Source organism: Sphingomonas suaedae (assembly GCF_007833215.1).
In the GTDB taxonomy this organism is placed as follows: domain Bacteria; phylum Pseudomonadota; class Alphaproteobacteria; order Sphingomonadales; family Sphingomonadaceae; genus Sphingomonas; species Sphingomonas suaedae.
The window spans coordinates 2,237,712-2,251,178 of record NZ_CP042239.1 but is presented as its reverse complement, the minus strand read 5'-3'; the positions used below and the strand labels follow the sequence as shown (position 1 = coordinate 2,251,178).

Here is a 13,467-nt window from a genome sequence, read left to right as displayed (position 1 = left end):
CTATTCCAGCGCCTCGAACCGGAAATTGGCGAATTTCGCAGTTCCCGTTCCCGCCGAATAGAGGCCGGGGCGCAGCATCAGAAAGCCGCCGCGAACATTGTGGTGATATCCCGAAACCTCCATGCCCCGATCGAAGCGGTGCCAGGTCTTTCCGCCATCGCCACTGGTATCATAGGTCACGATGTGGCGGTCGTTGGTCACGCGCATCCGCATCCTGCGCCCACGGGGATTGGCGGGGCGGGCGCGTTCGATGCCGTATTGGTGGGTGACGAAGCGCTCGCCGTCAAAGCCGAGCCCGCAATAGAGCTTGTCGTCGTAGAAGAGGATCAGGCCCGCAGTGCCGCCTGGCCCGATCTCGATATCGCATTCGAAGCGATAGCCGGGGTCCCCCGCGATCAGCAGCAGCGGCGATGAACTGGACGGCGCGGTGCCGCGCGCGTCGAGGTGCAGGACATTGTTTGCGACGCGGGCGCGGCTGCGTTCGTCGGGCGCGGGGCGGAAGAAATTCCATTTGGTGCCGAGCGCGAGGGTCGCGAAATCGTCCGACAGGGCCATGCCGTGCGGGCCGGTCTTTTCGCCGCCTTTGGGCTTGGCAATCGGCTGCGACAGATCGCCGCCCTTCATGCGAAACCAGCCGTCGTCGGTCCACTCGACCGGATCGAGCAATGTCTGACGCCCCAGCGTCCAATAGCCGTTCTCATAGCCGTGATAGACGCTCCACCAGTCGCCCCCCGGTCCTTCGACCAGCGTCGCATGGCCACGCGACCACCATTTTTCCCGCAGGGAGGTCGTGCGGACCAGCGGGTTGTGGGGGCAATTCTCCCACGGCCCGTGGATCGATTTCGAGCGCGCGGCAATGACCATATGTCCGGTCGGCGGACCGGCCGTGCCTCCCACTGCGGTAATCATGTAGAACCAGCCATTGTGACGGGTGATTTTCGGCCCTTCAGGCGCGAACCCCTCGACGATCCAGTCCCGGGGATAGCGCCACGGGTCATAGACATGTTCGGGCTCGCCGATGCGGCGGAGTCCATCATCGGACAGGCGCACCCGGTCGCCGCCCGACAGGAACAGCCAGCGCGACCCATCCTCCCCCACCGCATGGCCGGGATCGATATGGTTTGGGAGGCCCAAATCGATCGGATCGCTCCACGGCCCCTCGATCCGGTCGGCCCAGATCACCCAGCTGGTGTTCGGCCCCTTGGTCGGAATGTAGAGGAAATAGCGCCCCTCATGCTTGCACAGCTCCGGCGCCCAGACCGATCCGATAGTCTTCGTCAGCGCCGCGCCGACCGGCTGCCAGTTGATGAGGTCGCGCGCGTGCCAGATGACGAGGCCGGGGTATGAGTCGAAGGTCGAGAAGGTCATGTAATAATCCTCCCCGTCCTTGAGGATCGTCGGATCGGGATGGTCGCCCGCCATCAGCGGGTTGAGGAAGCGCCCGTCGCCAAGGTCGGGGACACGCTGATTGTCGAAGCCGCGCTTCCAGTCGGGCGCGGGGCCGGTTGCGGACGTCTGCGTCGCGGCGAATGCGCCGGGTGCCACGCTAATCGCGCTGCCGAGTGAGGCTGCGCCGATAAGGTCGCGGCGGTTCATACGCATGACGATTTCCTTTTTGTTCAAACGAGGAGTCCGCCCGCCCAGGCGAGGAACAGGTCGGGCCAGGCGGCGACGGGCTTGCCCAGCGTCTTGCGCAGGCCAAAGCCATGGCCGCCATGGGCGAAGAGATGGGTTTCCACCGGTACGCCCTTTGCCCGCAACGCCGCGCGCAGCCGCAGGGCATTCTCGACCGGGACGACATCGTCATCCTCGGCGTGAAGCAGGAAGACTGGCGGGGCATTGGCCGGGACGTTGAGGTGGGGCGAATGCGCCCGTTCCAGTGCGGCATCCGCGCTCGCGCCGATCAGCAGCGTGCGCGATCCGGGATGGGCATTCGGCGCGGTCATGCTGATAACCGGATAGATGGGCGCTGCGGCGACGGGCCGCGCGGGTTGGCGGTCGGCGGCATCGACGGGAGCATACACGCCCGCGTCGAAGCGGGTGAGCAGATCGGCGCAGAGATGACCGCCCGCCGAAAATCCCATCGCGGCAACCCGCTGCGGATCGATGCCATAGTCGCGAGCCCGGTGACGGATCAGCCGCATCGCACGCTGCGCATCGGCCAGCGCCACATTGGGTCCCGCGGCCCAGCCTTCGCCTGGCAGGCGGTAGAAGAGGACGAAGACGGTGAAGCCGCGGGCGGACAGCCAGCGGCCCATCTCATACCCCTCTTTGTCGATGACGATGTGGCGATAGCCGCCGCCGGGGGTGATCATCACCGCCGCACCATTTGGGCGGTTCGGACGGAAAACGACCATGCGCGGACGGGTGATACCCAGCACCGCGCGGTCGGTCAGGTCGCGGTCGGTGCTGCGCTCAATGACGGTTTCGACCGGCGGGGACACAGGCAGACCCGGTGCGCCGTTCGGCCAAAGATCGATCGTTTCGACGGGATCCGGAAGCCCCGCCGGTCCCGGCTGTCCGGTAGAGGGCGGGGCCGTCTGCGCGGTGGCGGCGGACGCGACCAGTACCGCGCCGCCGCCAACGGTTGCAAGAAACGCACGCCGACCGGGCTGAAGGAGAGTCTCGATTCGGTCGGTCATGCGTTCCTGCGTCCTCACATCTTGATCCGCGCACCCACCAGGATCGTGCGGCCGAAATGGTTGTTTTCATAGTTGCGGCGCGTGCCGATATCGACCCAGCGTTCGCGATAGGCATCGGTCAGGTTCGTGCCCTCGACCGACAGTTCCAGATAGTCGGTCACCTTGTAACGCACCGAGGCATCGACATTGGTGATTGCCGAATAGCCCTCAAAGATGTTGCCGGTGCCCGAACCCGCATCGGTGAACGGGCCGCGATAGGAGACCGATGCGCGCGCGCTGAACTTGCTGTCCTCGTAATAGAGCGTCGCGTTATATTGGGTCTTCGAGAGGCCGTAGAGCGTGTTCTCAAGCGTGACGGCCTGCAGCCCGCCGCCCGGAGTGACCGCTGGACCTTGCTGGGTATAGGTTGCAGAGCTGTCGACGAAGGTCGCATTCACGATGCCGCCGAAGTTCGAAAGGAAGCCCGGCAGGAAGGTGAACGGTGCCTGGAGCGCAAGTTCGATGCCCTCCAGCGAAGCGCCGGTGCCGTTGCCGGTGGTCGCGATCGTCCAGATCGGCTGCGATTGCAGCGACGGGTCGAGCGCGGCGGGCGAGGAGGGGACCAGCACCGACGGCGATAGGCCGGTTTCGGTGAAGGTGCCGGTGCGGGTGATGCCGACCGGGAAGCTCGCTACGTCCTTCTTGAACAGTGCGACCGAGGCGATTGACTGCGGCGCGAAATACCATTCGAGCGCGACGTCGAAATTGGTGGCGCGGAACGGGTCGAGGAACGGATTGCCACTGGTCACGCGATAGTTGAACCCGTCTGCCGAACCGCCCGGCGTCAGATTACCGAGCGAAGGACGGGTCATCACCTTGGCGATTGCGCCACGGATGATGATGTCGTTGGTCGGATACAGCGCGAGGTTGAAGGAGGGCAGCCAGTCCTCATAATCGCGTTCCACGGTCACCACGACGCCGCTGTTGATGCCATAGGAGGACTGGTCGGTGCGGACATAACGGATACCCGCATTGAGCGCGTAATCGAGGCCAAACAGCGCGCCCTTGGCATCGAACTGGAGATAGGCGCCCTTGGTCTCTTCCTCGACACCGCGATTGTTGCCGGTGTCGACGCGCAAAGCGCGATCGTAGAGGCCGGTATAGGCGGCCGCCGCGTCGAGGTTGGGGATCACCCACGACGTGCTGGTACCTGCCGGGGCGCCCGATCCGTTGAGGTTGAATATCTCGGACAGCGCCGGGGTGACCTGGAAGCCATAGACCGCCGTCGGGCCGAATACCGTGTTTGCCGAGCAGGTGATCGTGCCCAGCACCAGATCGGTGCCGCCGTTGCCGCACACCGCCGTATCGCGGGTGAAGGCGTTGATATCGTAGTTATACCGGCGCCACACCGCGCCCGTCTTGACCGTGAAATTCTCGGTCACGTCCCACTCGGTGCGCAGCTGCGCGGTGCGGAACTGGTTCAGCACGTTCGACGGGCGGTCGCGGATCTCGGCGAGCTGGAAATTCGCCGGATTGGTCGGATCGGTCCCGAAGGTCAGCGTCGGGAACTGCATGTTGGTATAGTCGTAGCTGTAGTTCTGGGCATCGCGATCATCGAACACGATCGTCGTCTCGACCGGAACATCGGCATTCGAGCGCGAATAACCGCCCAGCAGGGTGAAGCGGAAATTGTCGCCAATATCCTGATCCCAGCTGCCGCCGATCTGGTAGAATTCGGTCTGCGTCTGCTTGAGATAATGTTCGGTGCGGACCCAGGCGTCGTTCAGCGTCGCGCTGATCATGTTGCCGTCGCCGTCATAGACAGGGTCGACGACATCGATCGAGCGTTCGTTTGAGCGCAACAGCACCTCACCCCACTTCTCCCGACGGTCCGCCGAGAATTTTGAATAAAGACCGTCGATCGACACCTTGGTCGCGTCGCTCGGTGACCATTGCACGCTGCCGGTCAGCCCCAGTCGCTCGCGATAATGGCTGATCTCGCCATAGCGGGGGATGCGGGGATGGAAGGCAGTGGCGGCCTGGTCGCACACTGCGCTCGGGATATAGGTGCCGCCGCGGTTTGCGGTGGTCCAGCACGGGGTCCCATCGACCGAATCGAAGCGCGCCTGTGCCCAGCGGACAGTGTTGTTGCCGATCTCGCGCGTGGTCGTCTTCTGATAGGCGGCCGAGACGGAGGCGCCGAAGCTGCCATCGGGTGACTTCCAGCCGATCAGCCCGGCAAAGCGCGGCCCCCAGGTTTCGGCGAGGTCGTTATAGCTGCCCTGCGCCGACGCGGCGAAGGTCAGGCCCTGCTTGCCCGCCAGCGGGTTGCCGGTGTTGAGATCGACCACCGCGCCCAGCGACCCTTCGTCCAGATCCGCCGACGCGGTCTTGTGGACGACGATCGAACTGAACAGTTCCGACGCAAAGACGTTGAAGTCGAACGCGCGGTCGCGGTTGGACGAGGCGCCGTCATGGCTGGTGGTGATCGTCTCCAGCCCGTTGACGCGGACGCGGGTGAATTGCGAACCCAGACCGCGCACGGTGATCGCGCGCCCTTCGCCGCCGTCACGCTGGATCGAGATGCCCGGAATGCGCTGGAGCGATTCTGCCAGATTCTGGTCGGGGAATTTGGCGATGTCCTCGGCGACGATCGCATCGACCGCAGCGACCGAATCGCGCTTCACGTTGAGCGCGGCGTCGAGCGAGGCGCGGAAGCCGGTGACGACGATTTCCTCGCCCTCGGCAGGCGTCGGCTCGGCGGGTGCATCCTGCGCCTGCGCGGCGGTGGCGATGACTAGGACGGAGGCGGCGGCCATGAAGCGCGCACTGCCACGGCGAAGAGTAAACCGCATCGAATATTCCCCTCTCAAGTCGGTGCCTATGACACCGGTAGCTTTCTCGCCCGAAACGCTAAGCAACGGGCCGAATCACTCTCTGGAGAGGTGCCGAAGCCGCGATTCGCGGCAAATTTCAGCGCCATCCTCCCCGTTTTCTGCCGTGTTCTCACGGTCGCGCACCAGATTTGTCTCTTAGAGAAACCGGTGTCATAAGGACATTGTTCCGGAATTGGCGCCGTGTCAAGAAGGCGCAGACAGGAGAGACTATGCGAAACTGGTTCCCGCTGGCCCTGATGCTGGCCGCCCCGGCGGCCGCATCCCCCACCCTTCAAAAGGCTCCGGAGGCGCCCGTTACCGCCACCGCTTTTCCTGGCGCACAGGGCTGGGCCGCGACCACGCAGGGCGGGCGCGGCGGGCGGATCATCCGCGTCACCAACCTCAACAGCGACGGACCGGGCAGCCTGAAGGCGGCGATCGAGGCCAAGGGGCCGCGCATCGTGGTATTCGAGGTCGGCGGCGTGATCGACATGGGGCTGAAGGGCTGGGACATCACCGAACCCTATCTCACCATCGCCGGCCAGACGGCGCCCTCGCCGGGCATCACGCTGATCCGCGGCGGGTTCGACGTGAAGACGCATGACGTGATCCTGCGTCACATCCGCATCCGGACCGGGGTCGACGGGCAGGCCAAGCGCTCGGGTTGGGAAGTCGATGCGCTGTCCACGGTCGGCGCCTACAATGTCATCGTCGATCATTGCACCATGACCTGGGCGCTCGACGAGAATCTGTCGGCCAGCGGCCCGCGCTTCACCGGTGAAACGGTTGCGGAGTGGCGCAAGGGGACCAGCCACAACATTACCTTCAGCTATAACCTGCTCGCCGAAGGTCTGGCCGATGCCAGCCATCCCAAGGGCGAGCACAGCAAGGGATCGCTGATCCACGACAATGCGACCGGCATCCTGATCTACCGCAACGTCTATGCCCATAATGTCGAGCGCAGCCCGCTGCTGAAGGGCGGGGTCCATGCCGCCGTGGTCAACAACCTGATCTACGACCCCGGCAAGCGCGCGGTGCATTACAATCTGATGGCGCTCGAATGGGCCGGCTATCCCTATCAGCAGGGCGAATTGTCGGCGGTGGGCAATGTCATGCGCGGCGGACCCTCGACCGATGAGGGGCTGCCCTTTCTGATGCTCGGCGGCGATGGCGACCTGCGCTATCACGGGCGCGACAACATCGCGGTGGACAAGATGGGCAAGCCCCTGCCGATGTTCGGTCGCTATGGCGAGACGCGCGCCAAGCTGATCGAGGCGAAGACCCCTGTAATCTGGCCTAAGGGGCTGCCGGTACTGCCGTCGCGCGATGTCGAGACGCATGTCCTGGCCAATGCCGGAGCCCGCCCCTGGGACCGCGATGCCCATGACATCCGCGTGCTGTTCTTTGTCGCAGAGGGACGCGGCGAGATCATCGATGACGAGAAGGAAGTGGGCGGCTATCCCAAGATGAAGGAAACGCGCGCGCCATTTGTCGAAGCCGAGTGGAACCTCGATACGATGGAGCCGAAATCGGGTCGCTATCCGGGGCAGAAGAGGCCGATCCAGGAAAGCCTGTCGGAACGCGACCGGGCGATGCGGAACTAGGGAGAGGGTTTATGCGGGCGATCCTGGCGCTGCTGGCGGCGATTCTGCTGGGCGCGGCGACGCCGCCGCCCTCTCCGGAAATCCTGATCTTCAGCCATACCACCGGCTGGCGGCACGATTCGATCGAAACTGCGGTCGCCGCGATTACCAAGGCAGCGGAGGCCAAGGGCTATCGCGTTGCGGCGAGCGAGGACGCCGCGCTGTTCGACGATGGCGCCCGGGTGAAGCGCTTCGCCGCGATCGTGCTGCTTTCGACTACCACCAACGCCAAAGATCCGGCGAGCGAATGGTTCACCGGCGCCCGGCGCGAGACGCTGATGGCCTATGTCCGCAACAGGGGCGGGATCGTGGGCGTGCATGGCGCGGCGGATTCGCACTATCACTGGGACTGGTACGGTCGGATGATCGGCGCGCGCTTTGCCCGCCATCCTGCGGGTACGCCGAAGGGGAAAGTGACGCGCGAACCGGGCGATCATCCGTCGATCCGCGACTTTCCGGCGACCGCCGAACTGGTCGACGAATGGTATTGGTTCGACGATCTCGACCCGCGGCTGCGCCCGCTGCTGACGCTCGACCCCGCATCGATCGGCGAAAAGGGCATCAATCCGCGCCCGATCGCCTGGGCACATGCGTTCGAGGGTGGGCGCGTCTTCTACACCGGTCTTGGCCACACCAAGGCAGCATGGAGCGATCCGCGCGTGCTCGATCACGTCATGGGCGGGATCGACTGGGCCTCAGGGCGCGGCGCACGGCCGATGGTGGTCGTCGATGAAGAGGCAAAGCGCGTCGACGAGCCACCCCCGCATGGCAAGATCGGGATGAGCACGGCATGGCGGATCACCGATGGCGTGCCGGGGCGGGCCATGGAATATCGCAAGCGCGCGCTGCACAAGGGCGCGGCGATCGGCGTGCACCCGATCGACCATGACGAGGTCTATGCCGTCGTCTCGGGCGAGGGCGAGGTCGTGTCGGACGGTGTCACCGCGCGGCTGAAGCCGGGCATGACCGCCTATCTCTATACCGGCGCGCAGGTCGGGATCCGCCAGATCGGCGAGGACCCGCTGGTGCTCGTCATCTCCTACCCGATTACGGTGAAGTGACTGGGTCGATAACGAGGCGGCACCCGCGCAGCTCATAGCCCGCGACCAGCGGGTTCCAGCCAACGTCCGGCGCGCGCTCGAGCCGCAGGCCGGGGATGCGCAGCAGCCGGTCGAGGAACACGGCGGATTCGTGCAGCGCCACGCCCGCACCGGGGCAGCGATGCTCACCGTCGCCGAACGCCAGGCCCGGCCCGGTGACCTTGGGCGCGCGGGTTCGGTCGGGGTCGAGCGCATAGGGGCACGCCCCGACCGCAGCGGAATCGCCATTGGCCGACCGGATATCGAGCGCGACGGTCCCGCCCCCGACATGGCGATAGAGCGTGCCGACCACGGGTTCTAGCCGCAGGATTTCCTCAAGGATTACCAACTGCCCCTCGCCATCGGCGGCGAGGAATTGTGCGCGCAATTCGGGCCGTTCGAGCAGATGCCATCCGGCCATGGTGATGAACTCGCGCGTCGTCACCATCCCCGCCGCGCCATAGGTGAAACATTCGGTCAGGATGTCGAGCGGGGTGTAACCCTCGCCCAGCAGATGCGAGATCACATCCTCGCGCGGGGCGGCGCGGCGTGCTTCGATCGCAGGCTTCACATCCCTGGCGTAGAAGCGGCGCATCCGCCACTGGCCGAGCAGGAAGCTCATCAGCTCGGCGAACTTGCCGCGCCCGGTCTGGAAGGTCGTGCTGAAAAAGGCGTCGAGGCGGCGGCTCATGCCCGGAATGTCGCTCTCGGTCAGGCCGACGATCTCCGCCGCGACGGTGACCGCCATTTCGAGCGACAGCCGGTCGAGATCGCCGCCGCCGTCGCGCACCAGGCGCGCGATCAGCGCGTCGCTGGTCCGCTCCATCAGGTCGCGATAACGGGTCTCGACCACGCGCGGGGTGAAGAAGCGCGCGGTGCCGCTGCGCTGGCGGCGATGCGCCTCGCCATGCAGATACAGGATCGGCGGGCGGGCGCGGCCGCGATAGCGCAGGATCACTTCGGCCTTGAACCCCGCCTGGCGCGCATCGCTATCGCGCAGCACCGCGCGGACCGCTTCAAAGCCGCTGACTTCGGGCGCGGCGAGCAGGCCGCCCCGCGCCGCGCTTGCAGACTTGCGGTCGTCGCGCGCATGGTCGATCGGGCAGCGGCCCAGCGGCGGGGCCATTGATTGCGGCTGGGCAGACACAAGCGAACTCCGAAATATGATACACTATGGATCATAAAATAGCGAAGCGAGCGACAGTTTCAAGCGATGCGCGCGTCGTCCGGTCGCGGGCGGCGCTCCGTGCGGCGCTGATCGAGCTGGTCGGCGAGCGACCCTTTGCGGAGATCAGCGTTGCGGCGCTGACCGAGCGTGCGGGGGTCGGCTATGCGACCTTCTTTCGCCATTACCCCGATCTGTCCGCAGTACTGACCGAAGTCGCCGACGGGTTGATCGCCGAATTGCTTGAGCTGCTGGTGCCGCTACTGCGCGCGCGCGACGGGCTGGCGGTGATGCGCGCGCTGACCGCCGAAGTCGCGGCGCGGCGACAGCTGGCCCATGCGCTGCTGACCGGGGCGGGGGATTCGATGCGCCAGACGATCACGCGGCGTGCGATCGATCAGGCGATGGCCGCGCCGACCGATACGCCGGGCGGGCTGCCGCGCGAGCTGGCGGTGACGCATCTGGTCGGCGCGACGCTGACGATCCTGACCTGGTGGCTCGACCGTGCGCCGGAGACGGCGGCGGACGATGTGGCGGCGATGCTCGACCGGCTGGTGCTGGCGCCTGTGCTGGAGGATCAGCTTCCCGGCTGAATATAGGGGATGCCGGCGAACAGTTCGCGCTGCCATTCGCGCGGGTCGTTCTCGACGCGGCTGGTCGTGTCGAAGATCATCGTTGCGCGTTCGGGCAGGGTGTGCCTCGGCCAGTCCGGCACGCCCGCGCCATTGGGATCGCCCTTGGCCGCGAGGTTGACGAAGGCGCGCTGCATCGCCGCCGAGACGGCTTGGGCGCCGGGGCCGGTGCCGGAGACCGTGCCCTCCGCGCCGATCGTGCCGAAAACCATCGGAATATCGTGCGTGTGCGCCGCGCCGCGTTCGGGCGCGACGGGGGACTGGAAGTCGAGCTGATAGACCCATCCGGGGACGCCGGCTTTCGCGCGCTCTTCCGCCTCGATCACCTGTCCGCGCCAGCTGCGCCCGGCGGTGGTGGCGGCGTAGAAAATGTCCTGCGCGCTCCAGTCGGGGAACTGCCTGCGATACTGAGCGACGACCCATTCGGGGTGTGCGTCGATCTTCAGCTGCGGCGTGATCCGCTCGGCAAGGTTCGACCAGTCGAGCGTGCGGACTGCCTCGCTGTTCGGGTCGACAAAGGCGCGAGTTTCGTCCTTCGTGTTGCCGAGGATCATCGGAATGCCGTTACCGAGCGGGTTGGCGTCGGGCCAGAAGGGGTGGCGGGTCAGCCACTTCATGTCGAGCACCGGCCCCATATAGACCCCGCCGCCGAGGATCGGATCTTCGGCGGAAAGTCCCTCGATCAGCCGCCGCACGGGCATGTCGGGCAGGTCGCCGGGGGTGGCGTTGAGCTTGGCGAGGACCGCGCGCGCGCGCGCGGTGGCGTTCAACGGCCCGCTCGCGGTCACCTGTTGCCCGCTCATCGTCGCGGCGCTGTGGAACAGGCCCCTGGCGGCAGGCATCCCCATCAACGTGGCGATCTTCGCGCCGCCGCCGGACTGGCCGAACACCATCACGCGATTGGGGTCGCCGCCGAACCCGATGATATTGTCGCGCACCCAGTTGAGCGCGAGGATCAGGTCGAGCTGCCCCAGATTGCCGCTGTCGGGGAAGCGCGGATCGAGCCGGGCGAGGTAGAGATAGCCGAGCGCGTTGAGCCGGTGGTTGACCGTGACGACTACGACATCGCCTTTTTCCGCCAGCGTCGCGCCGAACACTTGTGGCTCGATGACGGTGCCGTTGGAGTAAGCGCCGCCGTGGAAATAGACCATGACCGGGCGGCGCGCATTTGGGTTGGCCTGCGGCGTCCAGACGTTGAGGAACAGGCAATCCTCGGCCTGATTGGGCAGGCCGCTGCGCTGGGGGCAGTTCACCGCGAAGTCGGTGGCGCGGATCGTGTCGCGGCGGCGCGCGGGGGCGGTTGCGGTCTGAAAGCGGCTGCGGCTGGTGTCGCTGCCGTAGCGGATGCCGAGAAACGCCTGGATCGCGCCATCAGCCTTGCCCTGCCAGCGACCGGTGGTGCCGGTGGCGACCTGATCGCCCTTGGCGAACGCGGCGGAGGGGAGGGCAGCCAGCGCCGCTCCCGCCCCCATCAGCGTCCGCCGGCCAATCACCGACGCACGTCCAGACCGCCTTCAAGGAACGCGTCGATGTCGCGCTGCCCGAACAGCGAGGCGTCGCCCGGTAGCGAATGTTTGAGGCAGGTCAGCGCGAGGCCGGAGGCGACGGTGCCTTCGAGATCCTGACCCGACAGCACGCCGTGGAGGATACCCGCCGCGAACGCGTCGCCGCCGCCGATGCGGTCGACGATCCCCGCGACCACGACCTCGTCGGTCTGGTAGCCGCGCTCGCGCGTATCAACCCGGGCGGCGATGCGGTGGCGGTCGGCGTCATCGACATGGCGCGCGGTCGAGGCGATGCGCTGAAGATTGGGGAAGGCGTCGAACGCGGCTTCGGCAGCCTCACGGCGGCGATCCGCGCCGTCGCCCGAGAAGGTCTTGCCGAGCAGCAGCGACACGTCGCGATGGTTGCCGAACATCGTGTCGGCAAGCCCGACCAGTTCGGTCAGGATCGCGCGGGGATCGCTGTCCCACGCGTCCCACAGCCGCGCACGGTAATTGCCGTCGAAGCTGACCCCGACGCCCAGTTGCTTCGCGGCGCGCGCGGCGGCGAGGGCAGCCTGTGCGGTCGCGGGGCCGAGCGCGGGGGTGATGCCCGACAGGTGCAGCATTGCCGCCCCGTCCAGGATCGCGGCCCAGTCGAATGCATCGGCGGACGCGGTGGCGAAGCTCGATGCGGCGCGGTCATAGACGATGTCCGATGCGCGCAGCCCGGCGCCAACCGAGAGGAAATAGAGGCCCATGCGCCCGTCGCGCAGCTGGACGTTGCGCGTGTCCACGCCTTGACCCCGCACGAAACGGATCGCGGCCTGTCCCAGCGGATTGTCGGGCACCGCGCTGACCATCGAGACGCGGTGACCCAGATTGGCAAGGCCGATCCCGACATTGGCCTCCGCACCCCCGACATGCACGTCGAGGCTCCCGGTCTGCATCAGCAACTCGCGCCCCGGAGCGGTCAGGCGGAGCAGCAATTCCCCGAAACAAACGATATGGCCGTTGGTCAATTCGATCTCCATTCGGGCGTCAAGGTGAGGGCGCCCTAGCCTAAACCGTCATGCCAGCGAAAGCTGGCATCTCCATCGGCACTCGCGCGCTTGCCGCACGAGACCCCCAGCTTTCGCTGGGGTGACGGCGTTGGGTTTACCGCGCCAGCCAGCCGCCATCGACCGCGAGGATATGGCCCTGCACATAGTCCGATGCGGAGGAAGCGAGGAACACTGCCGCGCCGCCCAGATCCGACGGTTGGCCCCAGCGACCTGCCGGGATACGCTCCAGGATCTGGCGGTTACGCGTCTCGTCCTTTTGCAGCGCGTCGGTGTTGTTGGTGGCGATATAACCCGGCGCGATCGCGTTGACGGTGATGCCCTTGCTCGCCCATTCATTGGCGAGCAACTTGGTCAGGCCGCCGACGCCGCTCTTCGACGCGGTATAGCTCGGCACGCGGATGCCGCCCTGGAATGTCAGCATCGAGGCGATGTTGATGATCTTGCCGCCGCCATTGGGGATCATGTGCCGCGCCGCCGCCTGGCACAGGAAGAACACCGATTTGAGGTTGGTGTCCATCACCGCATCCCAGTCTTCCTCGCTGAAGTCGACCGCGTCGTTGCGGCGGATGATGCCGGCATTGTTGACGAGGATGTGCAGCCCGCCCAGCTTATCCACAGTTTCGTCCACAATCCTGCCCACAGGCTCGATCGTCGACAGGTCGGCGCTGATGATCTCGGCGCGGCGGCCAAGTGCGCGGACTTTCTCGACCGTCTCGGTCGCAGCGGAACGGCCCACCGCGGCAATGTCCGCGCCTGCCGCGGCAAGCGCGAGGGCAATGCCCTGGCCGATGCCCGTATTCGCGCCGGTGACGACCGCGACGCGGCCCGAAAGGTCGAAGGGATGAGTCATGCGTGGCTCCGATCCCCGCCCATAGCGCGGGAGGGGGAAGGGGAATGGTCAGGCGG

At 66.3% G+C, this 13,467-nt stretch carries 10 protein-coding genes and 1 pseudogene; 4 read left to right on the top strand and 7 right to left on the bottom strand.

What is annotated here, in order from left to right; all coding sequences use genetic code 11:
* Genes FPZ54_RS10725 through FPZ54_RS10715 form a run of 3 tightly spaced genes read right to left on the bottom strand, consistent with a single transcriptional unit; the run spans window position 1 to window position 5,476 of the window.
* Window positions 1-1,602 carry a family 43 glycosylhydrolase gene (locus FPZ54_RS10725; protein WP_145847079.1) on the bottom strand — a complete coding sequence of 534 codons (1,602 nt, stop codon included), beginning with the start codon at window positions 1,600-1,602 and terminating at the stop codon, window positions 1-3.
* A gap of 17 nt (window positions 1,603-1,619) precedes the next feature.
* Window positions 1,620-2,642, bottom strand: coding sequence for an alpha/beta hydrolase (locus FPZ54_RS10720; RefSeq protein WP_145847077.1), 1,023 nt, complete (start codon window positions 2,640-2,642; stop codon window positions 1,620-1,622).
* A 14-nt stretch (window positions 2,643-2,656) separates the two neighbouring features.
* Window positions 2,657-5,476 carry a TonB-dependent receptor gene (locus FPZ54_RS10715; RefSeq protein ID WP_145847075.1) on the bottom strand — a complete coding sequence of 940 codons (2,820 nt, stop codon included), beginning with the start codon at window positions 5,474-5,476 and terminating at the stop codon, window positions 2,657-2,659.
* Window positions 5,477-5,727: 251 nt separating this feature from the next.
* Here FPZ54_RS10715 and FPZ54_RS10710 point away from each other — a divergent pair, with 251 nt between their 5' ends.
* The 3 genes and pseudogenes from FPZ54_RS10710 (at window position 5,728) to FPZ54_RS20195 (ending at window position 8,201) form a co-directional block, all read left to right on the top strand.
* Window positions 5,728-7,101 (top strand): pectate lyase family protein, encoded by a 1,374-nt coding sequence (locus FPZ54_RS10710; RefSeq protein ID WP_145847074.1) that lies wholly within the window; start codon window positions 5,728-5,730, stop codon window positions 7,099-7,101.
* Between the two features lie 11 nt (window positions 7,102-7,112).
* Window positions 7,113-7,823: pseudogene (locus FPZ54_RS20200) on the top strand (ThuA domain-containing protein); the annotation flags it as partial.
* Complete coding sequence (locus FPZ54_RS20195) at window positions 7,815-8,201, top strand: cupin domain-containing protein (protein ID WP_145849728.1); 387 nt, start codon at window positions 7,815-7,817, stop codon at window positions 8,199-8,201. The pseudogene FPZ54_RS20200 and the gene FPZ54_RS20195, both read left to right, overlap by 9 nt.
* Here FPZ54_RS20195 and FPZ54_RS10700 read toward each other — a convergent pair.
* Window positions 8,188-9,345, bottom strand: coding sequence for a cytochrome P450 (locus FPZ54_RS10700; RefSeq protein ID WP_145847072.1), 1,158 nt, complete (start codon window positions 9,343-9,345; stop codon window positions 8,188-8,190). The two genes, FPZ54_RS20195 and FPZ54_RS10700, sit on opposite strands and share 14 nt — an antisense overlap.
* Window positions 9,346-9,392: 47 nt before the next feature.
* On the opposite strand from FPZ54_RS10700, the gene FPZ54_RS10695 reads away from it, so the two are divergent.
* Complete coding sequence (locus FPZ54_RS10695; protein WP_145847070.1) at window positions 9,393-9,977, top strand: TetR/AcrR family transcriptional regulator; 585 nt, start codon at window positions 9,393-9,395, stop codon at window positions 9,975-9,977.
* On the opposite strand, the gene FPZ54_RS10690 is transcribed toward FPZ54_RS10695, so the two are convergent.
* The 3 genes from FPZ54_RS10690 to kduD all read right to left on the bottom strand — a co-directional run bounded on the left by FPZ54_RS10690 (window position 9,962) and on the right by kduD (window position 13,411).
* Window positions 9,962-11,488, bottom strand: a complete 1,527-nt coding sequence (locus tag FPZ54_RS10690; protein WP_145849726.1) for a carboxylesterase/lipase family protein — start codon at window positions 11,486-11,488, stop codon at window positions 9,962-9,964. The genes FPZ54_RS10695 and FPZ54_RS10690 overlap by 16 nt on opposite strands.
* Window positions 11,489-11,505: 17 nt before the next feature.
* Window positions 11,506-12,531: a sugar kinase gene (locus tag FPZ54_RS10685; protein WP_145847069.1), complete on the bottom strand. Its 1,026-nt coding sequence runs from the start codon at window positions 12,529-12,531 to the stop codon at window positions 11,506-11,508.
* Window positions 12,532-12,655: 124 nt separating this feature from the next.
* Window positions 12,656-13,411 carry a 2-dehydro-3-deoxy-D-gluconate 5-dehydrogenase KduD gene (gene kduD / locus FPZ54_RS10680; RefSeq protein ID WP_145847067.1) on the bottom strand — a complete coding sequence of 252 codons (756 nt, stop codon included), beginning with the start codon at window positions 13,409-13,411 and terminating at the stop codon, window positions 12,656-12,658.
* Between the last annotated feature and the right edge of the window lie 56 nt (window positions 13,412-13,467).

Excerpts from the sequence above, each read along its gene's own strand:
- FPZ54_RS10725 (WP_145847079.1), bottom strand. The coding sequence starts at position 1,602 with ATGCGTATGAACCGCCGCGACCTTATCGGCGCAGCCTCACTCGGCAGC.
- FPZ54_RS10720 (WP_145847077.1), bottom strand. The coding sequence starts at position 2,642 with ATGACCGACCGAATCGAGACTCTCCTTCAGCCCGGTCGGCGTGCGTTT.
- FPZ54_RS10715 (WP_145847075.1), bottom strand. The coding sequence starts at position 5,476 with ATGCGGTTTACTCTTCGCCGTGGCAGTGCGCGCTTCATGGCCGCCGCC.
- FPZ54_RS10710 (WP_145847074.1), top strand. The coding sequence starts at position 5,728 with ATGCGAAACTGGTTCCCGCTGGCCCTGATGCTGGCCGCCCCGGCGGCC.
- FPZ54_RS20195 (WP_145849728.1), top strand. The coding sequence starts at position 7,815 with ATGGGCGGGATCGACTGGGCCTCAGGGCGCGGCGCACGGCCGATGGTG.
- FPZ54_RS10700 (WP_145847072.1), bottom strand. The coding sequence starts at position 9,345 with ATGGCCCCGCCGCTGGGCCGCTGCCCGATCGACCATGCGCGCGACGAC.
- FPZ54_RS10695 (WP_145847070.1), top strand. The coding sequence starts at position 9,393 with ATGGATCATAAAATAGCGAAGCGAGCGACAGTTTCAAGCGATGCGCGC.
- FPZ54_RS10690 (WP_145849726.1), bottom strand. The coding sequence starts at position 11,488 with ATGGGGGCGGGAGCGGCGCTGGCTGCCCTCCCCTCCGCCGCGTTCGCC.
- FPZ54_RS10685 (WP_145847069.1), bottom strand. The coding sequence starts at position 12,531 with ATGGAGATCGAATTGACCAACGGCCATATCGTTTGTTTCGGGGAATTG.
- kduD (WP_145847067.1), bottom strand. The coding sequence starts at position 13,411 with ATGACTCATCCCTTCGACCTTTCGGGCCGCGTCGCGGTCGTCACCGGC.